A 22,897-nucleotide genomic window follows, 5' to 3' on the forward strand; every position below is an offset into this window, starting at 1 on the left:
AAAACTTTGAAGCGATGGATGAACCTTTTTACAGACAAAAATTTCAGGAAGCCGTTGATATGCTTTCGGGAAAAGAATTTATAGATTCAGGCCTTCGACTATCTGTAGACACTATTCTTGAATCCGTTGCATTAAAGATCTACAAACCCGAATGGTCCAGTATTCCCGAATCTCCGATTGATGCCCCAGGCAGGATTTTTTTTTCAGTTTGGATTAATGATCAATCCATTAAGGAAGGAAGGCTGTACTATAATATTCATGCGCTGAAACTGAAAAACCTTAAAGGCTATAAAATACCGGCCAGGAATTTTGCAGAAGACTTTAGAAATCGTTTTGCAGAAGATCAGAAAAATTGGGAAAATGTAAGCGTACAATACGGCCCTCTGACGCTTATGGAAGGCTGGATAGAACTTAGACCTGATCATATTCAGAACGACCTGTGCGGACTCGCCCGGAAATTTTTGAACCTAAGCCCAGTAATAGATGAGGTATTGACTACGTACCGATTGAAGGCATAACCCATTACGAGATACGGGTTTTTAAAGGTGCGAGGTGAATTGATAATGAAATTTGTTTTTATTTTCAACATTCAAACCGCGTATCCCGAATCCCAAACCTCGAAACTTCCCAAGATTTTACCCATTTTTTCCCCGCTGAAAACCGTTGTTTTTAGTATTTTTACGCATGAGCAATTTTATAGATTTCAATTCAGCAAAAAAACTTCAGGAAATGCAGACAAGTCAAAATAGAATTACAGAGCTTTTTAATATACAATATCCTATTATCCAGGCCGGTATGATCTGGCACTCAGGCTGGAAGCTGGCTTCGGCGGTTTCAAACTGTGGCGGACTGGGAATTATCGGGGCAGGAAGTATGTACCCGGACATCTTAAGAGAAAATATTCAGAAGTGTAAACTGGCTACAGATAAGCCTTTCGGAGTTAATGTTCCGATGTTATACCCCAATCTTGAAGAGATCATCCAGATTATTCTTGAAGAAGGTGTGAAGATTGTTTTTACTTCTGCCGGAAATCCAAAAACTTATACAGAAAGCCTTCAGAAAGAAGGAATAAAGGTAGCACACGTGGTGTCTTCCACTAAATTTGCCGTAAAATGTGAAGAAGCGGGAGTAGATGCTGTTGTGGCAGAAGGCTTTGAAGCAGGCGGACACAATGGAAGAGACGAAACCACTACATTCTGTCTTATTCCCAATGTGAAAAATCATATCTCCAAACCATTGATTGCAGCCGGAGGAATTGCTTTGGGTTCACAAATGAAAGCGGCTATGCTCCTTGGAGCAGACGGTGTACAGATCGGTTCGCGTTTCGCAGCTACTTTGGAGGCCAGCGCTCATGATAACTGGAAAAAGAAAATTACAGAGCTTAATGAAGGAGATACACACCTTACTTTAAAAGAACTGGCACCCGTAAGGATGGTCAAAAACAAGTTCTTTGGGGAGTTGGAAGACATCTACCAGTCCGGAAGAGATAAAGAGGCTTTAATCGCATCGTTAGGTCGCGCAAGAGCAAAACGCGGAATGTTTGAAGGTGATATGGAAGATGGCGAGCTGGAAATAGGGCAGGTTTCTGCATTAATCAATGACATACTTCCGGTAGAAACCGTATTCACTAACTTGTTAAAAGAATTTGAAGCAGCAAAAGTACCGGTGTTGTAATTGAGGAATGAATGTAATGGAAGAGAGATTAATTGAAGTAAGAGGTCAGAAACTTTATACCGCATATCACCAATCATCAGAAGAAAAACCGGTTATTATTTTTCTTCATGATTCTTTAGGCTGTACCCAGCTTTGGAGAGATTTTCCGATGAAATTGGCTGAAGCCACTGGTTGTAATATCTTAATGTATGACAGGTTGGGCTATGGAAAATCCGGACCCATGCTTACGCACGAAAGACCGGTCAATTATATGGAATGGGAAGCAGATGTACTGAATGATTTGCTTGCCGAACTTAACATAAGCAATGTCATTTTATTTGGTCACAGTGACGGTGGAACTATTGCTTTGATTGCAGCTGCAAAATATCCGGAAAAGGTCCATTCAGTGATTTGTGAAGCAGGACATATTTTTGTAGAAGAAGTTACCCTGAAAGGAGTTTATGACGCCTGGGATGCTTACAAAACAACCAATCTTGCTGAACGTTTACAGAAATACCATGGTGATAAAGTAGAAATGCTTTTCAAAGCCTGGACAGAAACCTGGACCCGCGAAGACTACAGAAGCTGGAATATCGAATACCTTTTGAAGGATATTCAGTGTCCATTGCTGTTCATTCAGGGAGAAGCCGATGAATACGGAACTTTGGATCAGGTGGAGAAAACAGTTTCTCAGGTAAGCGGAACCGCAGAAAAATATATCATTCCGGAAGCAGGACATACACCCCATAAAGAAGTTCCTGAACTGGTTCTGAGCAGAGCCTCAGTTTTTATGAAGCAATACGGTTGATTACAGAATAATATTTACTATTAAAAGCATCCTGAGTGATCAGGGTGCTTTTTTTCGTGTTTTTGAGATGTTTTCATGTGTACATATTTTAGAACCTTTCCAGCTGTTTGTATAAAATATACACATTATAAAATCATTCAGATCCATTTTTAAGGTTCTGTGATCGTGATATTAAAAGTCCTTGTATTCACATTTGTACAGATTTTAACGAAAATCAAAAATTCAAAAAAATATTTTGGAGATAAATTTTGATATCATTTGATTAAAATTTTAAAATATTTAACCGTTGTGAAATTATGGTAAACCGTAATTATCAGAGGCTTTTATAGTAATTACTTTCCTGAAAATTACACAAAATAAACATTACAAATCACATATAGGTGATTTGATAATTTTTACATTTAATGCATCAAACAATGGATACATAACCACAGAAGATTGGTTTGGTGAAATGTGCGAAAGTTGTGTTTGAAATGGATGTTTTTCATGTTGGGGATGCAGTTTTACTGCATCTCCTTTTTGTTTTAATATTTTCTCTCGCAGATGATACGGATCAAGCAGATGAGCAAAAGTAAAAATCTGCATCATCTGACTAATCTGCGTGAAATTTTAAAATCATGTGGTTTGTATCCATTCCCTTCACCAGAATCAACGTCATTATCTTTGTACATCCGTGCAGTTTAACTTCTACAATGTACTTTGTGTGGTAAAATAAGCTTTATTTGCTCCTCTAGTTTTATAGGTCTACAGAAGCTGAAGCTCTGCAGTTATATTTTGTTTAGCCTGCTGTTCGTAGCACTCCCTGAAATCAGTTGTTTTGAAAATGCTTTCAAGCTCCAGAAAATGTTTAAGCACTTTCCTTCTTCCAGGTTTATACAGTAGATCCGGATAAATGGAGTATTCCTTTCTGATCTTTCGGGTATAGTCCAGATAAACCTCCAGATCTTTTCCAAGGATAGAAAGATCAGCATCAAGAAGATAATTGGTATCGGAATCATCAGAAAGCTGATGTGATTTTGTAGCTAAGATCTGCGATGATATTTTTGAAATCATTTCTGCATTTAAACCCAGCTGTTGAAGCCTTTCCTCGGCGCGCAATGCACTTTTTTCTTCATTCGATTTTGAAGTGGCATCATAAATAATATCATGGTAAAATACAGAATATGAGACGGCAACAGGATCTTTAATATGTTCTTTTACAGTTTCCAGTTCCAGAAACATATTTTCCAGATGAAAAAGATCATGATAATGCCTGCCTTTTTCAGAATATTTCTTTTCAATTTCCTGCCAAAAGCGGTTGATAAGATCCTGATCTTTTGAAAACGCAAGACAGAGATCTGTGAACTTTTCTTTCAGATTCATAGTGAATGAAGATAAAAAAAGGAACTTAAAAAGTTCCTTGATTTGCTTCCAACGCAGCTTTCAGTTCAGCCCAGCCTCCGCCGTTATGACCATCCTTCAAGCCTTGTCCGTTAAGATATTCCAATGCTTTTCCGCTTCTGTTTCCACTTCTGCAGAATAAAATCACTGGTTTTTCAATAGATAAGATTTCTTCTTTTCTGTCTTCTACTTCACCCAGAGGAATATTCTTGGCTCCGTCTATATTTCCGTCCATTTCAAGCTCCATTGGCTCACGAACGTCAATTAATTCATAATTTCCTGATTGTATTACTTCTATTAAAGACATAACTGTTTAATTTTAGATTAAAAAATAAGAACGAAAATACGCAATTTTTTTCTTAAAAAGATCCCTATCAAAACTTAAATTTTCGAAAGAAAGTCTTAAAACTTCGGGCTTATCCGCTTTAGCATTTAAAAGTATAACATTCGTAAATTAATCTTAATTTTGCAAGGTGAAAATTCTGAATTCCAGTGCCGAAAAACATGCGCAGTTAATTAAGTCCAAAGCAGAACGTTTTGGGTTTCAGAGCTGCGGTATTTCGAAAGCAGATTTTTTAGAAGAAGACGCCCCGAATTTGGAAAAATGGCTTAAAAATAATTTCCATGGCGAAATGAAATACATGGAAAACCATTTCGACAAAAGATTAGATCCAAGGCTGCTTGTAGAAGGTTCAAAATCGGTCATTTCACTTTCCTATAATTATTTTCCAAAAGAAAAAATTTCCGCGTTAGAGAATTATAAAATCTCAAAATACGCCTACGCAGAAGATTATCATGAAGTGGTCAAAGAAATCCTGCGGGAAATGGTGGCAGAACTTCAGGAAGAGATCGGTGAGTTTGGATTCCGGGTTTTTGTTGATTCTGCGCCCATTCTGGAGCGGAGCTGGGCCAAAAAGTCCGGAATAGGCTGGGTAGGAAAAAATGCCAATCTCATCACAAAGCAAAATGGTTCTTTTTATTTTCTGGCGGAAATTATCTGTGATCTGGAGCTTGTTCCCGATCATGCTACGACCGATCATTGCGGAACCTGTAGAAAATGCATTGATGCGTGCCCTACAGACGCTATTGTTTCGGAAAAGATTATTGATGGAAGCCGATGCATCTCTTACGCCACGATAGAACTTAAAAACGAGATTCCTGATCATTTCAAAGACAAAATGGAAGACTGGATGTTCGGATGTGATATCTGCCAGGATGTTTGCCCGTGGAACAGATTTTCCGCGCCTAATCTTCAGAGCAGATTTGCGCCTAATGAATCGCTGAAAAATTTTAAAAAAGAAGAGTGGAAGGAAATTACTCAGGAAATATTCTCTGAGATCTTCAGGAAATCTCCCGTAAAGAGAACCAAATTTGCTGGTTTGAAGCGGAATATAGAATTTTTGGAACGTTGTTCGGACAAGCTTTAGGATAAATTTTTGGTGACGAATCCTTATCTGGAATTTTTCGGTTCCAAAACTTAGGAGGATAAATCGCCATCCCTTAAGCAGTGCGCCTTAAGGAGGATAAGATTTAATTCAGTAAGAATCTTCGGAAAACTTTTCCTAAAAAGAAAAATTGACCTTCAGGAGACCAATGTCCCACCGAAAATCAACGTTTTTTCTGTACTCTTTTTGGAGCTGTTTTCACTCTTACTTTAAATCTCTTCTGTGATTTTGTATTTTTAAGCATATTTGTGAATATTTCGTAACTAAATTTAATCATTTTTTCGATTAAAACAAATACTTTTACGGAAAATTGAAGATTAAATTTTATTAAAACATGAGCGTGAAAATTGTATTATTATATGTCCTGAAAACAGTAGGTGTTATTTTGGGAATTGTGGTCCTGTACGTTATTTTAGGGCTGGTGCTGCCACTTATAGAAGTTTCCGGAGAGGATGACGGGCAGCCAAAGGAAATACCGATCTATATTTACACCAACGGAGTGCATACAGATATCGTGATGCCTGTAAAAAACGACCTTCAGGATTGGGGAGCAAAAGTTCCGTTTGCCAACACAAAATCAAAAAGTCCGGATTATAATTATATAGGAATAGGCTGGGGTGATAAAGGTTTTTATCTGGATACCCCTACCTGGGCCGATCTTAAATTTTCTACAGCTATCAAAGCAGCATTCTGGCTAAGCGATTCAGCGATGCATTGCTCCTATTACAAAACCATGAAAGAAGGGGAGGACTGCAAAATGATCATGATCAGTAAAGATCAGTATAAGAATCTGGTAAAATTTGTTGAAGATAAATTTGATAGAGATCAGAACGGGAATTTCATCGTCATTCCTACGGATGCTGTTTATGATGTTAACGATGCATTTTATGATGCTAAAGGCACCTACAGTTTTCTTTATACGTGTAATACCTGGGCAAACGATGCTCTGAAAGCTGCCGGACAGAAAGCCGCTCTTTGGACGCCTTCCGATTTCGGGATCTTCAGACATTATAAATAATTCGGATGAGATTTTTTGCCGTAATTCTGGCTATTCATCTTATAGGGTCATGCAGTAATGAATCCAAAGGAAATCGTTCCGTTGCAGCTGATCCCGTTGTTAAAACAGAAAAAAGACCGGAAACTGACTTCTCTGAAATAAAAGGAAAAGCTGATGAAGCATTAAAATTCTGTGTTTCAAAAAAGCTCAGTACAGATTTTTGCATTCTGATTGATATGAGTCTTCATTCCGGTGTTAAAAGGTTTTTTATGTGGGATTTTAAAACGAATTCAGTGGCTAAAAAATACCTTGTGGGCCACGGTTGTGGTGTAAACCCATGGAGTTTGGATGGTTCAAAAGACAATCCGACGTTCAGTAATGAAGATGGAAGTCATCTTTCAGCTTTGGGAAAATATAAGCTGCAGGGAAGAGGTCGCAGCGACTGGGGAATTAATATCAAATATCTGATGCATGGCCTGGAAGAAACCAACAGCAATGCTTTAAAAAGATATATCGTTTTTCATTCCTGGGATCAAATGAGTGATGAGGAAGTTTTTCCAAAAGGTTCTCCGGAAGGATGGGGCTGTCCCACCGTTTCCAACAATGCGATGAAAGAAATTGATCCTATGATTCAGAAAGCTGGGAAACCGGTTCTGATGTGGATATATCAATAATGTACAGAAAATTATGAAACACCGTCTTTTCCGCGAGCAGCAGCTCAACTGCAATATAGAAACAGCCTGGAAATTTTTTTCCTCTGCCAATAATCTTTCTGAGATCACCCCGAAAGACATGAATTTTATCGTGCTCACCACCATGGAAAACGATGAAATTTATGAAGGAATGCTCATTGATTACTACGTTTCACCAATCCTCGGAATAAAGATGAAATGGCAGACGGAAATCCTTAAAGTAGATTTTCAAAAAAGTTTTGTAGATCTTCAGAGAAAGGGACCCTACAAACTATGGCATCACCACCATGAATTCATTCCTAATGAAAAAGGTGTCCTCATGAAAGATACCATTGATTATGAGCTTCCCATGGGATTTTTGGGTGAAATAGCCCATCCGCTTTTTGTTAAGAAGAAACTGGAACATATCTTCGATTACCGTTATAACGTGTTGGAGAAAATGTTCAAAACAAAATAAGTCTAAAATGAAATAAGGTCTTTGAAACACATCAAAGACCTTATTTTTTAATGATATAAAGCAGTATTTAAGTTTTTTTAACATTCAGGATACCTTAGAAGCCGTCTAAAATCCATAGTTTCGCGGGACTATCGTTTTTACTAAAAAACCAAAGTTTTTCTTATTGACATGGCAGGTCTGAGGTCACTTATCTTTTTTTATTTCATATTGGTTTTTACCCTTTTCAATTCGAAATGGGCAGAAAAATCAATGGGAAATATTCCCTGTGTCCCGAATGTAGGAAATGTTCTTATTCTCGATTTCTACGAGGAAGCGGATATGAACACCCATGCGCTGCCTGCTGCCTCAAAAATAGTAAAATACTCAGTCCGTAAAGACGGTTATATCCCGGCAGATTTCTCGGCCATTACTAAAATAACGTCCAGAATCAGCCTTCCTGTTATCGCCATATCTATTATCTGTGGCGTAAAATCTTTTCTCCATCTCCTCCAACTGTATTAATTTAAGTTATTGATAACCAGTTTATTTTAACGAAATTCTCATAACTTAAATACTTTAAGATGTATTCTAAAAACGTAATAATTTGCATTTTTGCAATATTATTCGCTGTGTCATGCAGTAAAGACAACCAAAAAAATAAAGCGAAGGACAAAGAAGTTCCTGTGCTTGAAATCAAAGAAAAAGATACGCTTGTCAACAACCAGTTCGTCACCGATATCCAGGCAAAGAAAAATGTCGATATCCGTTCACGGATCGGAGGTATCATTGAGCATATATATGTCAATGAAGGACAGTTTGTTCATCACGGGCAGACCCTCTTTAAAATCAGTGATGCTGAGCTCCGGATGGAACTTTTAAAAGCAGATGCTACTTTAAAGCAGACCGATGCCGATGTACGCGTTGCAGAAGTGGAGCTGAAACAGATCCAGAGTCTGCATACCAAAAAATTTGTAGCGAATAACGAGCTGGAAATGGTCAAAGCCAAACTTTCATCTGCCAAAGCAAAACATGCCTTTGCCGATGCTGAAAGAAAAACAGTGCTGCAGAAGATAAGTTTCACAAGGGTTACAGCACCTTTTGACGGCGTGATCGATGTGATTCCACATAAAGAAGGAAGTCTTGTTGAAAACGGAACCCTGTTGACGACTTTATCCCAGCTGAATGAGGTGTACGCCTATTTTTCCATTCCTGAAAACCTGTACTTTGAACTTCTGGCCAATGATAAGATCGGGAACCATCAGAAAATAGAACTTACTCTCCCGAACGGAGTTAATTATCAGTTTAACGGTGCTCTGAAAACGGCTGAAGGAGAAATAGACAGAACCACCGGCTCGATCAGATATAAGGTGCTTTTCCCGAACCCTGACCGCCTTATCAAACACGGAACTTCAGGAAAACTGATTATTTCCGAGCATCAGGCCAATGCCATTCTGATTCCTCAGAAATCCACATTCTCTATCCAGGATAAAACTTATGTATTTGTCGTAGATAAGCAGAACAAAGTGAAAATGACCGGCATTAAGATCGGAACTACCCTGAGAGATTCTTATGTGGTGGAAGGCGGTCTTAAAAAAGGAGACGTAATCATCTATGAAGGAACGCAGTCCTTAAAAGATGGCGATGTGATCAAAATTAAAAAGAAGTATTAACCTTTCATCTCTTTAAATCAACTGACATGGTAGAAATGTTTATAAGACGAAAGGTGCTTTCGTTGGTGATTTCCATTGTATTTGTACTGCTGGGAATTATGGCATTAATGAAGATGCCCATCACCCAGTTTCCGGATATCGTACCACCTTCGGTAACCGTAACCGCAAAATACACCGGAGCCAATGCCGAAGTGTCTGCCAATGCGGTAGCGCTTCCTTTGGAACGTGCCATTAACGGAGTTCCGGGTATGACGTATATGTCTACTGTAACTTCCAATGACGGACTTACCTTAATTCAGGTATTCTTCGAAGTAGGAACGGATCCGGATGTGGCTGCAGTAAACGTTCAGAACAGGGTAACGACTATCCTTGATGAACTTCCGGAAGAAGTAATCAGAGCCGGAGTAACCACAGAAAAAGAAGTGAACAGTATGCTGATGTATCTCAATATCACGAGTGCAGATCCGGGCCAGGACGAACAGTTCATCTACAATTTTACAGATATCAATGTTCTTCAGGAACTGAAGCGTATCGATGGAGTGGGGCGTGCCGAGATTATGGGGCAGAAAGAATATTCCATGAGGATATGGCTGGATCCGCAGAAAATGGCAGCGTACAGTATTTCAGCAGATGAAGTGATCAGTTCTCTGCAGAAACAGAATATCTCAGCGGCACCCGGAAAAGTGGGCGAGACATCCGGAAAAACTTCCAGCCAGCTGCAATATGTAATTAAATATAAAGGTAAATTCTTTGAACCCAAACAGTATGAAGAAGTTCCAATAAGATCTGATGTGAACGGAACCATCCTGAAGCTGAAAGATATTGCTAAAGTGGAATTCGGAGCCATGAATTATGGAATGGTTTCCAAAACGGACGGAAGACCTTCAGCATCCATTATGATGAAGCAGCGGCCGGGTTCCAACGCCTCTGAGGTTATTGAAAACGTAAAGGCAAAAATGGAAGAATTAAAAGTCACATCATTTCCTCCCGGAATGGAGTATAATATGGCCTACGATGTTTCCAGATTCCTTGATGCCTCTATCAGTGCGGTATTGGTGACGCTTATCGAGGCTTTTGTTCTGGTGGGAATTGTGGTTTTTATTTTCCTTCAGGACTGGCGTTCCACTTTGATTCCTGTGCTTGCTGTTCCGGTGGCATTGGTAGGAACATTTGCTTTTATGGATATGTTGGATTTCTCAGTGAATCTTTTAACCCTGTTTGCTTTGGTTCTCGCCATTGGAATTGTGGTGGATAACGCGATTGTCGTCGTTGAGGCTGTCCATGTAAAAATGGAGGAGGGCATGAAACCTCTTGAAGCGACCATTAGTGCAACCAAAGAAATTGCAGGGGCTGTGGTTGCGATTACCATTGTGATGTCGGCTGTATTTATTCCGGTAGCGTTTCTGGAAGGTCCCGTTGGTGTATTTTACCGCCAGTTCTCACTGACATTGGCGATAAGTATTGTCATCTCGGGAGTGAATGCACTGACGCTGACTCCGGCCCTTTGCGCGATTATTTTAAAGCCACATCATCATGACAAAAAGAAAACTATTGTCGACCGGTTTTTCCAGAGTTTCAATAAAGGTTTTGAAAGGCTGACTGAAAGCTATGTAGGGATTTTGTCAAAATTTGCCACAAGAACGGTAGTCACCTTTGGAATTCTGTTTCTGTTTATTGTATTAACTGTCGTCACCAGCAGATTCTTACCAACCGGATTTATCCCGATGGAAGATCAGGGAATGGTATACGTAAGTGTTACCACACCACAGGGAGCTACGGTGGAAAGAACGGAAAAAGTACTGGATGAGGTGACTGTCATCGCGAAGAAAATAAAAGGAGTGGAAAATGTAACCACCCTTGCCGGATACAGCATTGTAACAGAAATTGCGGGCTCTTCTTACGGAATGGCGATGATTAACCTTAAAGACTGGAAAGAAAGAGATCTGTCTGTCAATGATCTGATTGCCGAACTTTCCGATAAGACTAAAAGCATTGCCGATGCGCAGATTGAGATCTTTGCTCCGCCTACCGTTCCCGGATTTGGAAACACCAGCGGCTTTGAGCTTCGTCTCCTTGACAGAACAGGCGGAACGATTGAAAATACAGATAAGATCACAAAAGATTTCGTTAAAAAACTGAATGAATCTCCTGAGCTTCAGAACAGTTTCACCAGCTTCGATGCTACTTTCCCGCAGTATATGATCCATATGGATTATGATATGGCAGCGAAAAAAGGAATCTCCGTAGATAATGCGATGTCTACGCTTCAAACGATGTTAGGATCTTATTACGCCACCAATTTTATCCGTTTCAGTCAGATGTATAAAGTAATGGTGCAGGCAGATCCGGAACACAGAGATACTCCCGAAAGTATTTTGAATCTGTATTTAAAGAATGACAAAGGCGAAATGGTTCCTTTCTCAACCTTTATTACCATTGAAAAAGTATACGGACCCGAAGTTTTAACGAGGTATAATATGTATATGTCTGCAATGATCAACGGAGAACCGGCGGACGGCTACAGTTCAGGGGATGCCATTGCTGCAGTAGAACGTGTAGCGAAAGAAACCCTTCCGAGAGGTTTTGATATAGAATGGTCCGGGATGACCAGGGAAGAGATTCTATCAGGAAATCAGACGGTCTATATTTTTATGATCTGTCTTTTGTTTGTGTACCTTTTATTGGCGGCACAGTATGAAAGTTTCCTTCTTCCGATGCCTGTACTGCTGAGTCTTCCGACCGGAATTTTCGGATCCTACATAGCACTCGTGCTTACCGGGCTGGATAACAATATCTATGCACAGGTAGCCCTCGTCATGCTGATCGGGCTTTTAGCGAAAAATGCGATCCTTATTGTAGAATTTGCGGTAGCCCGAAACAAACTGGGGGATGATATTGTTCCGGCAGCGATAGAAGGGGCAAGACAACGTCTCCGTCCTATCCTGATGACCTCCTTTGCTTTTATAGCAGGACTTATTCCGCTGTGTATAGCTTCAGGGGCTGGAGCGATAGGAAACCGTTCCATTGGGACTGCGGCTGCAGGGGGAATGCTTATCGGTACTGTTTTCGGGCTGGTGGTGATTCCGGGACTGTATATATTCTTTGCAAAACTTGAAAATAAAAAGAAAAATGAAGAGATCAAATCTTAGAAATATAGGGTATGGAATGGCGGTATTGAGCTTAGTATCATGCACCGTCCCAAAAGTGACTGAACTGAAAAAAGCGCAGACGCTTCCGGATGAAGTGATAAAAACTGAAAACACTTCAGATGCAGACCGTTTTCAGCAGATTAATCTCAAAGCCTATTTTACAGATCCATATCTGCTAGATCTTTTTGAGAAGGTGGTAAAAGCCAATCCTGATTTTCAGATTGCGCAGCAGCGGGTTGAAATTGCCAACAGTTTTCTGCAACGGTCAAAGATGGATTTGCTGCCCTCTCTTGAAATAGGAGCTTCGGCCTCAGGTGACCGGTATGGGAAATATACGATGGAAGGCGTTGGAAATTATGATACGAATCTTTCGCCCAACATTACAGAAGATCAGAAGATTAACCGTGATTTTACCCCGAATTACTGGCTGGGAGCAAGAAGCAGCTGGGAAATAGATGCCTGGGGAAAGCTTAAGAATAAAAAACTGGCGGCTCAGAAAAAATACCTGGCATCTGCGGAAGGACTTCTTCTGCTGCAGGTAGAGCTGTTTACAGATATTGCCAACCTGTATTATCAGCTGGTTGCACTGGACAACCGGCTGGCGATTTATCAGAAAAACTATAATCTTCAACAGAGAGCTTTCGAAATTGTACTTGCTCAAAGAGAAGTTGGAAAAGCTACTGAACTTGCTGTTCAGCAGTTTAAAGCACAGAATAATAACTGGCTGGCTGAAATTGAACATATAAAAGTGGAGATTGTAACAGTGGAACAGGCTATCACAACGTTGACGGGAAGTTACGGCGGCGGAGTCAAACGTGGAAACTTACTGATGCCCACTAATATGGATGTTTTAAATAAATCCATTAATGTAGAATCTGTAATTCATTCAAGACCGGATGTCGCTGCGAATTATTATGTACTGGAAGCTTCTCAGGCTGATGCAAAGGCGGCAAGAGCTGCTTTTTATCCAAAGATCGATCTTGGAGCCAGTTTCGGGCTGAATTCTTTTTCTGCCGGAAATTTCTTCAGACCCAGTTCTCTGGCGGGGCAGCTGTTGGGAGGATTAATGGTGCCTGTTTTTAATAAAGGACAGTTGAAACATGATTTTAAGGTCGCGGGGAAAGAGCAGGAGATTGCTTTCCTCAATTACCAGAAGAGCATTACCACGGCATTTAATGAACTTCAGTCTATTCTGAAACAGACGAAGATCTATGAAAGGATGCTCCAGCTGAAATCTGAAGAGGTAGGTTTCCTGGACCGTGGTGTGGAAGTTTCCAATGATCTGTACCTGACGGGATATGCCAATTATTTTGAACTGATCAATTCTCAGAAAAGCAAACTGACCGCTGAGCTGGATCTTCTCCAGTTTCAGCATCAGAATACCAGGAATAATGTCTTGCTTTTTAAAGCATTAGGCGGAAAACTGGATTGATTTTTACTTTTTTTTACGATGAAAGCCGCCCCTGAGGGCGGCTTTCTTTATTGTTTCACAAAATCCGTCATTCAACAGATTTGTTATAGTAAAGCTAAACTAAAGCTTTGATTATTTAACCAACTCGATGTTAACTGCAGAGAAGCCTTTCGGAGATTTTTCTTTCTCGAAAGATACTTTGTTCCCCTTTTTTACAGGGTGTGCACAACTGTTGTTGTGGAAGAAAACATTTTCCTTACTGTTATCTTCAGTAATGAAACCGTATCCTTTTTCACTGTGGAAAGTAATGATTCCTGTCTTTCTGATGTCTTCCGCAATAATCGGAGCTGCACCAAGCTGGATCTCATCAATGTTTACTTCCAGTCTTTCTCTGTCTTCAGGAGGTGTAGAAGTCAATCTTCCGAATTCATCTACATACATAAAAACGTCTTCCGCTCCTTTGTTGTTGTTCGTTTTACGATCTTCGCGTCTCAGCGCTTTTTCTTTTTGCTTTTGAATTTTTTTCTTGAAATTTTCTTTTTTAGAAAAAGAGTCTGCCATAAATTATTCTAGTATTTAATTTTATATTGTAATATTTGTCTACCTGATCTGCCATATGCTATGAGAGCCTGCAGTCGTCCGTCTGTACTTCTTTGTGAAACGAAACGTCGAAAGCAGTTTTGTTTTGGCCGTTCATCAGTAAAAGAAGTGATTTTTTAAAAAATGAGGCGTCTGAAAAAGCGGGAACTGAAAAGAAAGAATTTCTATACTATAACAGAGGGCAAAGGCAGCGGCCTATTAATTAATACGCAAATATACGACAATTAACTGAATAAACCTATTTTAAATCATTGATTATCAAAATGTATTTTGGCTCCTACAATAGGATACCGTGTATTTTATCCCATTAAAGACAGAATAAAACAGGGTTCAGGTTAAAATTAATAAGATTAAGAGTTTGAGAAGCAGATATCGCTACTGTACCGGTGATTCTTAATAACTTATTTGTTCAAGGTCAAGAATAAACAAAAAATCCCCAGCAAGCTGAGGATTATGGAAAATAATATATTATAAAAATGAAGTGGTGTATAATACGGTTAACAGAGCTGCAAATGCTGTGCCTAAAAATCACTTATTTTGGATTTCTATTGAAAAAATGTTGAATTTCAGGGCGGTTGACGAGTGTATGCTGTTGGTATGTAATGTGATATATCTTTGATGTGGTATTGAAAAAAATGTATTTTTTAAAAATTATTTTACATTTTATAATGTCATACGTACGAAATTCAGAATTTATTACAGCTTCCGAAAGATTCACCATGATGAATTGAATGCTATTGTCCATCTTTGTTTGATAACATTTAAAAAAAATACAATGTCAACACAAGATGTCAAAGGAAAAGTCGTATTAATTGCCGGAGGTGGCAAAAATTTAGGAGGACTGCTGAGCAGAGGCTTTGCAGCAAAGGGAGCAAAACTGGCCATTCATTATAACAGCGAAAGTTCCAGAGCGGACAGTGAGAAAACGCTAGCAGAGGTTCAGGCTCTTGGAGCAGAAGCTTTTTTGTTTCAGGGAGACCTTACGAAAGTAGACAATATAACAAAGCTTTTTGATGAAGCTGTTTCAAAATTCGGAGGAATTGATATTGCAATCAATACTGTAGGAATGGTACTGAAAAAGCCTTTCGCCGAAACCACGGAAGAGGAATATGATACCATGTTCAACGTCAATTCAAAATCAGCCTATTTCTTTCTTCAGGAAGCCGGTAAAAAACTGAATGACAACGGGAAAATCTGTACGATTGTTACTTCCCTGTTAGCAGCTTACACAGGTTTATATTCTACCTATGCTGGGGCAAAAGCTCCGGTAGAACATTTCACAAGAGCAGCTTCCAAGGAATTTGGAGAAAGAGGAATTTCTGTGACGGCAGTAGCGCCAGGGCCTATGGATACGCCTTTCTTTTACGGACAGGAATCTGAGGATGCGGTAGCGTATCACAAATCTGCTTCTGCATTGGGAGGACTGACTGATATTAAAGATATCGCTCCGCTGGTAGAGTTTCTGGTAACAGAAGGCTGGTGGATCACAGGACAGACGATCTTCGCAAACGGTGGATACACAACAAGATAATTAAGTTAGGAAGCTGGGAGCGGGGAGAGGAAATTACTAATTTAACCATGTCAAGGTTCAAAACCTTGACATGGTTAATACTGTTCAAATCCAGGTAGTTAGGTTTTATTATCACCATTAAAATACAAAGAAATGAAAAACTGTTGCTATGGATCAACCGTCGTCCAGTAACTTCCAACCTCCCTCTTCCGGCTTCCTTTCCTTCATATACACTTTTAAGCCGTTGATATGCAGAGGATCCCATTCCTTTCCGTGATTTTTTAACTTGGATTCATGAAAAAGAATTTCTATATCCGTTCCGCTTTATCAGTTATTCTATTGATGCACAGCGTAGTTTCTATTTTTAGTGGTGATGTCAATGATTTTGGACGTCTTTATCTGGATACTATAGGGTTCAGCCCTTTCGGGATTTATCTGGCCTGGGCCGTGAAACTCATCCATCTTTTTTCTATATTTCTGATCTGGTCAGACCGGTGTGTAAAAGTGGTTTCCATTCCTAATATGTTCATTTTAACCTTAGGAATTTATTTTTTACACTGGCAAAATGGCTGGTATGTTGTAGGTGGAGGAGCTAACGGAATAGAGTTCAATGTACTTCTGATATGTTGCTTTTTACAGCTGTTTTTCACAGATTATCATTCTGAAAAAATGCACAAACGCAGTTCGTAGACCGTTGCTTCGGGTTAACCCGGTCATATTTTTATTTTCCATGGAAAGATGGTATTTTGCATAGTAAAACCAACCACGCTTGATGCCTGACAGAAAATCAAAGTTATATGTTCACCTGCTCTTTTGGATCCTGTATTATATGCTGGAGGTTTATCTTGACTTTTACTGGTCGAGATATCAGTTTCCTGTTGCGGAATGGCAGACCAGACTTCAGAATACCATTATTCTGGAACTGGGCTATCTTTTGATTAAAATGCCGCTGGCGTATGCGTTGCTGTATGTGTATGAGAAAGCAGGAATCAGGAAATTCCTCAGTTATATTCTCTATGGTGTTATTATTGTTGCAGCAGTTATGGTTCACCGGTTTTTCACCCATTATATTATTTATCCCCACATTTATGGGGTTGTAGAAACGCTGGATGGGAAACAGCCGTCTGGATTTATCAATGGATTGGTAGCATTCAATTCTTTTATGGACCTGATCTTTATGGCGGGCCTGATCTTTGGGGTAGAAATTACCCGGCAGAAAAACCTCCTGAAAGAACAGATTTCCTTGTTAAAATCAGAAAAACTGGACCAGGAACTGACCATGCTGAAAGCCCAGATCAATCCTCACTTTCTCTTCAATACGCTTAACAATATCTACGGAATGGCGCTTAAAAAAGCAGATGAAACACCTGATGTGATTTTGCAGCTATCCAAGGTGATGAGGTATAATATTTATGAAGCTGCCGAACGTTATATTTCCATTGATAAAGACGTAGAAAATATCAAAGATTTCCTTCAGATTCAGCAGATCCGGCATCATGATCTGGTGATCCGTTTTAATGAAGAGATCGATCATCCTTCCCAGGAAATTTCACCGCTTATCCTGATACAGTTTGTAGAAAATGCTTTTAAACATGGGGTTTCTGAAACTTTGGGTGAAAGTTTTATTCATATTGATATTCAGCTTAAAAATGGAGTGCTTCATTACCATATTGAAAATTCAAAAGAAGAAAAGCCTCACGGAAATTCCACAAAAATAGGACTGAAAAACATTCGAAGACAGCTTGAATTACTTTATCCAAAGCATATTCTTACCGTTGAAAGCACCCATGACCGTTATATTGTAACCTTAATTATTGATCTTAATGACTCATCCCGTTTCTAAAAAATACAACTGCATCATCGTAGAAGACGAACCGATAGCCGCAGAGATCCTGGAAAATTTTATTTCAAGGGATGAAGAACTTCATTTGGTGGCCAAATGTTCCGACGCCGTTTATGCCGGAAGCCTTTTAAACAGGCATGAAATTGATCTCATGTTTCTGGATCTGCACCTTCCGGTAGTAAAGGGTTTTGATTTCCTTAAAAAACTAAAAAATCCGCCTCTAGTCATTGTAACGACTGCTTATCATCAGTATGCCGTAGAAGGATATGAGCTTGATATTGTGGATTATCTGATGAAACCCATTCCATATGACAGATTTGTAAAGGCTGTTGAAAAGTTCAAATACCTTATGAATGCTGAAGAAGCGCTTCTGGAAGCCGCGGACCGAGAGCATATTTTCATCAGCAGCGGAAAAAAACAGATTAAGATCATCCTTCACGATATCTTTTTTATTGAAAGCTTACGTGAATACATTCATATCCACACCAAAACAGGAACGATTACCGTTAAAATGCCGATCAGCAGGATAGAAGAAAGCCTGGATCCGAAAATGTTCATCAGAATTCATAAATCTTACATTATCTCCAGATCTAAAATTGAAGTACGCTCTGCAAGCATGATACAGGTGAACGGTAAAAAACTTCCGATCGGTAGAACGTATAAGCCTTCTATAGAGTTTTAGGTAATGGCTGAGAAATGTGAATGGTCAATTTTGCTTCGCAAGTGAATAGTGAATTTACATTTTGAATTAAAAAGGCACAATGAAAAACCTCAATCACGAAACCCGCAGTTCGCATCTCGAAAGCGAACCCCGTATCTCTAAAACACTCAAACACTCCGACTCTCAAACACTCAAACTCAACCAGTAATAGACTTCAATCCTTATTTGATAGCTGTTTCTTTTATTCCTGCCTTGTTTTGTGCAATTTTGAAGTGTTAAACAAATCAAACGGAATCCACAGGATTGAATAAGATTTGAAGAAGAAAACGACCGATTGCAATAATTAGAATATATATGTGGATGTAAGTATTCTCACTGAAGAATGCGGATTGGCTTAATGACCTTAAGCCAATTTTTTTATGGATCATAGCTTAAAAAACATCTCCGGAATCCATGGATTCCGGAGGTGTTTTAATTATGTTTTTAGGATTAATCCGAGTTCCGGATACATCAATTTCCTGAGTGAGATCTATCCTTGTCAAGGTTCGAAACCTTGACAAGGATTATAGGATTAAGAAACTTTTATTTCTCTTTTATCACGAATACTTTTAATAATAAAAAACAGTCCCAAAAACAGGAAAGGGATACTTAAAATCTGTCCCATATTCAGGCTCATTCCTCTTTCAAAATCCACCTGGTCTACTTTGATAAATTCTACGAAGAATCGAACAATAAAAATAAGCAGGGTAGTGATTCCGAAGTAGAAACCTTTTCCCACCTTAAAGATGTTTTTCGTATAAATAAAATATACGACAAGGAAGATCGTAAGGTAAGAAATCGCCTCATACAGCTGCGCAGGATGTCTCGGGATATTATCTACATGTCTGAATATAAACGCCCAGGGAGCATCAGAAGGGGTTCCAATAATCTCAGAATTCATCAGATTTCCAAACCTGATAAATGCTCCGGCTAAAGGAGTTGCAATAGCGATGACATCCAGAACGGTCATGAACTTGATCGAGAATTTTCTGGCATAAACCAGAAGCATAATGATCAGCCCGATTCCGCCACCATGGCTTGCCAGTCCGGCATATCCTGAAAAATGATACGCTCCGTCAGCCCCTTTCTGGATCGGAAGGAATATTTCGATCGGATGTTGGGAATAATAATCGAAATCATAAAACAGGCAGTGTCCTAATCTGGCACCCACTAAAATTCCTATAAATGCATAGGAGAAAAGTGCTTCATGAGCCGGCTGGCTTAGATTTTCTTTTTTATAGATGGTTTTTAAGATCGTGTAACATAAAACGAGTCCGGCAAGAAACAGCATCCCGTAATATTTCAGAGGAAACCCGCCGATATTGAAAATTTCGGGACTTACATCCCAGTTAACGTATAATAAATTCATTGATGATAATTGTAGAATTACTTTTTAGGGGACAAATATAGCAGGATATAGCCGTTTTTAAGGAATAGAAGATAAACTTTAGGATATTTTGGGGGAATATATCATGTTTCAATACAAAAAAACCTCTCACATCAAGTAAGAGGTTTTGAACGGACATCGAATGAAAAGTATCGCTACTGATCAGCCAATGTTCGCCTAAACGTTATATTCAAACTATGCTAACTTTACGTTAACTGCATTTAAACCTTTATCGCTTTTTTGTACTTCGAAAACTACTTTATCGTTTTCACGGATAGATCTAGTGTCTAATCCTGAAGAGTGTACAAAAATGTCTTTGCTCCCGTCTGCTGGAGAAATGAATCCGAAACCTTTTGCTTCGTTGAAAAATTTTACTGTGCCTTCTTGCATTGTAATTGTATTAAAAATTGTTGTATTAATTATTTTGTGGACCTTTTCTGAAACGTCTCAGAAAATTCCGGGTATTATATTATTGTGATTTAATGTATATATTGTAGTTTTCCGACAGGCATGATAAATCCTATCAGCTTTTGGATATTCGTTAAGTCAGAACGTTCTCCTTCGTCACAGAAAGAAACCGCTGTTCCTTTTCCTGTTCTTCCTGCCCTTTTGATCCTGTGAATATAGGTTTCAGGAACATCGGGAAGTTCGTAATTGACTACGTAAGGAAGTTCCTCAATATCAATCCCTCTGGCTGCGATATCAGTAGCTACCAGAACACGGATCTTACTGTTTTTGAAATCTTCCACGGCCTGCTGTCTTGCGGTCTGTGATTTATTCCCATGGATAGCGGCTGCAAAAATTCCTGTACGTTCCAATTGTTTAACCAGTTTGTCTGCGCCTTGCTTGGTGCGGGTAAAAACCAGTGAACGTAAAATGGATACATCCTGCAGGATATTGATCAGCAGATCTGTTTTCTTGGTCTTTTCAACAAAGTAAACGGACTGATTAATGGTCTGAACCGGTGATGAAACCGAATCTACCGTAATTTCTGCCGGGTTATTCAGCATACTGTCCCCAAATTTGCGGACATCCGACGGCATGGTGGCGGAAAAAAATAAAGTCTGTCTTTTTTGAGAGATAAGCTTAAGGATCTTTTTCACATCGTCTGCAAATCCCATATCAAGCATTCTGTCTGCTTCATCCAGAACCAGTATTTCGATTTTGGAAAGATCGATATGTCTCTGGCTTACCAGATTCAACAGTCTTTCGGGAGTTGCAATAAGGATATCCACTCTTTTTCTCAGAGCGGCCAGCTGGCTTCCTGATAAAACGCCTCCAAAGATGGAAAGCTGGGATAAGGGTAAATATTTGCTGTATACTTTAAAACTTTCTTCCAGTTGCAGGACCAATTCCCGGGTTGGAGTTAATATTAAAGTACGTATTTCTTTATGATCGGGTGTATTTCTTTTTAACAGCTGCAGAATAGGCATGGCAAATGCCGCAGTTTTTCCTGAACCGGTTTGAGCATATCCTATAACATCCCTTCCCGCTAAAATGTGTGGAACAGCCATGTACTGTATCTCTGTGGGCTTGGAATATCCGGCTTCTGTAACGGCGCGGACTATAGGATTTATTAAATTTAAATTTTTAAAACTCATTGTAATCTACCGGACATCCGGTTCTGAGTGGCCAAATCGGTTAAGATCTGAATTGTTGTCTTGTTTAAAAATAATGGCTATCCAACGGGATAAGCACTATCTTTAATTATTATTTTACTTTGCATTAACTTTGACAATAAATTCATTTTTAGGAATATATTTGCTGAGCTTTGCAATATCGTATCGTTCTCATTCTTAAAGCAGGATCTGATCAATCCGTACTGTTCTGAATTTTATAACTACTTTTTTTTAACCTGAAAACCAAGGAAGCAGTATTAAAAATTATTTTAAAAAATAAGTTTTAATTGGGCAGCTGAAAAAGCAAAACTGAAAGAGAAAAATGAAGATTTTAAACTATTACAGAATAGCAAAAGGCAGAGGCCTGTTTTTATAAATGCTTTGCAAAACTACAATAAAGAAATCGAATAATAATTAGTTTAAATAATTGATTATCAAAAATTTATTCGTAGCTTTCGCACGTTAACTGAATTGTTTGCACCCGCGGATGATTTTAAATCCGTAGTTATGCAGACTTCCGTTCCTACACCCAGCCCCCGGCCTCAAGTTCTGGAATCTCACTCAGACCAGCATGTGAGAATTGCCTACTTTATTATGGTTCATCATAAGCCGGAAGTTTTCAAAGCCATGTTTCAGAAGATTTATACGAGAGATCAGTTTTACCTGATTCATATCGACCGGAAGGCTAAGGAGGAGATCACGGATGAGATTCAGATGTACCTTGTTCAGTTTCCCAACGTCTACATTCTGGAGAGTATCAACATCGTTTCCGGCGGATTCAGTATGATTCAGGCCGAGCTTGATGCCATGGAGTTTCTGCTTAATGTAAGCCAGGAATGGGACTATTTCGTTAATCTGAGCGGTGAAGACTATCCTTTAAAATCGCAGAATATCATCAGGAAATTCCTTACCGCGAACAAAGGTAGAAATTATCTTTTCTATTATGACCAGAAGTTTTACCGTCCGGATACGCTGCAGAGGATTCAGAATCATTTCACGGAACTTTCCTATAAGATCTCATCTCTTATGTACAAAAGAGAATTTATGAAGGGAGTGACGCCTTATATTGGAGGGAAGTGGGTGATTTTCACCAGAGATACCTGCGCTTTTCTCGCCAATAATAAAAGGGTGATGAATTTTGAGGATTATTACCTTCATACATTTCTCCCGGCAGAATCATTTTTTCAGACCGTTCTGATGAATACCTCGTTCAATGATCTCATTGTGAATGATGACAAAAGAGCTGTCATTGAAAAATCGATATTTGGAAAGAAACAGACCTCAAATGAACTCATTGTCTATTTGAAAGCCACGAATCATCTTTTTATCAGAAAAATCAATGATAAAACGGAAGAAGAAGTGCTGAAGTACATTGCAGAAAGCTATGACTTTCCTTTGCCGAATGTGAATGAAGTGGAAAGAGAGCTGAAAATAGACAGAAGACAGGACAACTAACTGAAATTACTTAAAATATTCCCCCGATTTCCTTGCCCCCGGCTTTAATAAAACCTCCTGCTATTAACAAGAGGCTAATGAACATATAAACTGTTCCAACTTAAATGTTCTTAAATCGTACATCAAGACTTTGAATATCGTT

Annotated in this window: 22 protein-coding genes; 16 read left to right on the forward strand and 6 right to left on the reverse strand. The window is 39.1% G+C overall.

The window, feature by feature from the left end; genetic code table 11:
* Positions 1–14 precede the first annotated feature (14 nt).
* The 3 genes from BUA72_RS09680 to BUA72_RS09690 all read left to right on the forward strand — a co-directional run bounded on the left by BUA72_RS09680 (position 15) and on the right by BUA72_RS09690 (position 2,461).
* Positions 15–518: a hypothetical protein gene (locus BUA72_RS09680; RefSeq protein ID WP_072922768.1), complete on the forward strand. Its 504-nt coding sequence runs from the start codon at positions 15–17 to the stop codon at positions 516–518.
* A gap of 166 nt (positions 519–684) precedes the next feature.
* The gene (locus tag BUA72_RS09685) at positions 685–1,674 is read left to right on the forward strand and encodes an NAD(P)H-dependent flavin oxidoreductase (protein ID WP_228407858.1); all 990 of its coding nucleotides are present in this window, start codon (positions 685–687) and stop codon (positions 1,672–1,674) included.
* A 16-nt stretch (positions 1,675–1,690) separates the two neighbouring features.
* Entirely contained in the window at positions 1,691–2,461 is a 771-nt protein-coding gene (locus BUA72_RS09690; RefSeq protein WP_083544197.1) for an alpha/beta fold hydrolase, read from the forward strand.
* Positions 2,462–3,205: 744 nt separating this feature from the next.
* Here the strand turns inward: BUA72_RS09690 and BUA72_RS09700 are convergent.
* Both BUA72_RS09700 and BUA72_RS09705 read right to left on the reverse strand, forming a co-directional pair.
* Entirely contained in the window at positions 3,206–3,823 is a 618-nt protein-coding gene (locus BUA72_RS09700; protein WP_047449000.1) for an HD domain-containing protein, read from the reverse strand.
* 25 nt (positions 3,824–3,848) lie between these two features.
* Positions 3,849–4,148, reverse strand: coding sequence for a rhodanese-like domain-containing protein (locus BUA72_RS09705; RefSeq protein WP_034730870.1), 300 nt, complete (start codon positions 4,146–4,148; stop codon positions 3,849–3,851).
* A 175-nt stretch (positions 4,149–4,323) separates the two neighbouring features.
* Here BUA72_RS09705 and queG point away from each other — a divergent pair, with 175 nt between their 5' ends.
* The 8 genes from queG (at position 4,324) to BUA72_RS09745 (ending at position 13,662) form a co-directional block, all read left to right on the forward strand.
* On the forward strand, positions 4,324–5,268 hold the full coding sequence (queG, locus tag BUA72_RS09710; protein ID WP_072923151.1) for a tRNA epoxyqueuosine(34) reductase QueG: 945 nt from the start codon (positions 4,324–4,326) through the stop codon (positions 5,266–5,268).
* Between the two features lie 358 nt (positions 5,269–5,626).
* Positions 5,627–6,304, forward strand: a complete 678-nt coding sequence (locus BUA72_RS09715) for a TIGR02117 family protein (protein WP_072923152.1) — start codon at positions 5,627–5,629, stop codon at positions 6,302–6,304.
* 5 nt (positions 6,305–6,309) lie between these two features.
* Positions 6,310–6,957 carry a murein L,D-transpeptidase catalytic domain-containing protein gene (locus BUA72_RS09720; protein WP_072922771.1) on the forward strand — a complete coding sequence of 216 codons (648 nt, stop codon included), beginning with the start codon at positions 6,310–6,312 and terminating at the stop codon, positions 6,955–6,957.
* A gap of 13 nt (positions 6,958–6,970) precedes the next feature.
* Positions 6,971–7,432, forward strand: a complete 462-nt coding sequence (locus tag BUA72_RS09725; RefSeq protein ID WP_072922772.1) for an SRPBCC family protein — start codon at positions 6,971–6,973, stop codon at positions 7,430–7,432.
* Positions 7,433–7,681: 249 nt separating this feature from the next.
* The gene (locus BUA72_RS09730; protein WP_131401774.1) at positions 7,682–7,933 is read left to right on the forward strand and encodes a hypothetical protein; all 252 of its coding nucleotides are present in this window, start codon (positions 7,682–7,684) and stop codon (positions 7,931–7,933) included.
* Between the two features lie 107 nt (positions 7,934–8,040).
* On the forward strand, positions 8,041–9,081 hold the full coding sequence (locus tag BUA72_RS09735) for an efflux RND transporter periplasmic adaptor subunit (RefSeq protein WP_228384086.1): 1,041 nt from the start codon (positions 8,041–8,043) through the stop codon (positions 9,079–9,081).
* Positions 9,082–9,107: 26 nt separating this feature from the next.
* Entirely contained in the window at positions 9,108–12,230 is a 3,123-nt protein-coding gene (locus BUA72_RS09740) for an efflux RND transporter permease subunit (RefSeq protein WP_072922773.1), read from the forward strand.
* Positions 12,211–13,662: a TolC family protein gene (locus tag BUA72_RS09745; protein WP_072923153.1), complete on the forward strand. Its 1,452-nt coding sequence runs from the start codon at positions 12,211–12,213 to the stop codon at positions 13,660–13,662. The genes BUA72_RS09740 and BUA72_RS09745 overlap by 20 nt, the downstream gene beginning before the upstream one ends.
* Before the next feature lie 111 nt (positions 13,663–13,773).
* Here BUA72_RS09745 and BUA72_RS09750 read toward each other — a convergent pair whose 3' ends face one another.
* Entirely contained in the window at positions 13,774–14,202 is a 429-nt protein-coding gene (locus tag BUA72_RS09750) for a cold-shock protein (protein WP_034730852.1), read from the reverse strand.
* Positions 14,203–15,016: 814 nt separating this feature from the next.
* Between BUA72_RS09750 and BUA72_RS09755 the strand changes: the two genes are divergently transcribed.
* The 4 genes from BUA72_RS09755 to BUA72_RS09770 all read left to right on the forward strand — a co-directional run bounded on the left by BUA72_RS09755 (position 15,017) and on the right by BUA72_RS09770 (position 18,276).
* Positions 15,017–15,772 carry an SDR family oxidoreductase gene (locus BUA72_RS09755; protein WP_072922774.1) on the forward strand — a complete coding sequence of 252 codons (756 nt, stop codon included), beginning with the start codon at positions 15,017–15,019 and terminating at the stop codon, positions 15,770–15,772.
* 273 nt (positions 15,773–16,045) lie between these two features.
* Positions 16,046–16,441: a DoxX family protein gene (locus BUA72_RS09760; protein WP_072922775.1), complete on the forward strand. Its 396-nt coding sequence runs from the start codon at positions 16,046–16,048 to the stop codon at positions 16,439–16,441.
* Positions 16,442–16,523: 82 nt separating this feature from the next.
* Positions 16,524–17,594, forward strand: a complete 1,071-nt coding sequence (locus tag BUA72_RS09765; RefSeq protein WP_072922776.1) for a sensor histidine kinase — start codon at positions 16,524–16,526, stop codon at positions 17,592–17,594.
* Complete coding sequence (locus BUA72_RS09770; RefSeq protein WP_072922777.1) at positions 17,575–18,276, forward strand: LytR/AlgR family response regulator transcription factor; 702 nt, start codon at positions 17,575–17,577, stop codon at positions 18,274–18,276. The genes BUA72_RS09765 and BUA72_RS09770 overlap by 20 nt, the downstream gene beginning before the upstream one ends.
* 550 nt (positions 18,277–18,826) lie before the next feature.
* Here the strand turns inward: BUA72_RS09770 and lgt are convergent.
* From lgt to BUA72_RS09785, 3 genes are all read right to left on the reverse strand, one after another.
* Positions 18,827–19,663 (reverse strand): prolipoprotein diacylglyceryl transferase, encoded by an 837-nt coding sequence (gene lgt, locus BUA72_RS09775; RefSeq protein ID WP_072922778.1) that lies wholly within the window; start codon positions 19,661–19,663, stop codon positions 18,827–18,829.
* Positions 19,664–19,876: 213 nt separating this feature from the next.
* On the reverse strand, positions 19,877–20,071 hold the full coding sequence (locus BUA72_RS09780) for a cold-shock protein (protein ID WP_034730837.1): 195 nt from the start codon (positions 20,069–20,071) through the stop codon (positions 19,877–19,879).
* A gap of 89 nt (positions 20,072–20,160) precedes the next feature.
* Entirely contained in the window at positions 20,161–21,282 is a 1,122-nt protein-coding gene (locus BUA72_RS09785; protein ID WP_047448974.1) for a DEAD/DEAH box helicase, read from the reverse strand.
* 525 nt (positions 21,283–21,807) lie between these two features.
* Here BUA72_RS09785 and BUA72_RS09790 point away from each other — a divergent pair.
* Entirely contained in the window at positions 21,808–22,755 is a 948-nt protein-coding gene (locus tag BUA72_RS09790; RefSeq protein ID WP_072922779.1) for a beta-1,6-N-acetylglucosaminyltransferase, read from the forward strand.
* Positions 22,756–22,897 lie beyond the last annotated feature (142 nt).

This window comes from Chryseobacterium sp. OV279, from assembly GCF_900128945.1.
Classification (GTDB): domain Bacteria; phylum Bacteroidota; class Bacteroidia; order Flavobacteriales; family Weeksellaceae; genus Chryseobacterium.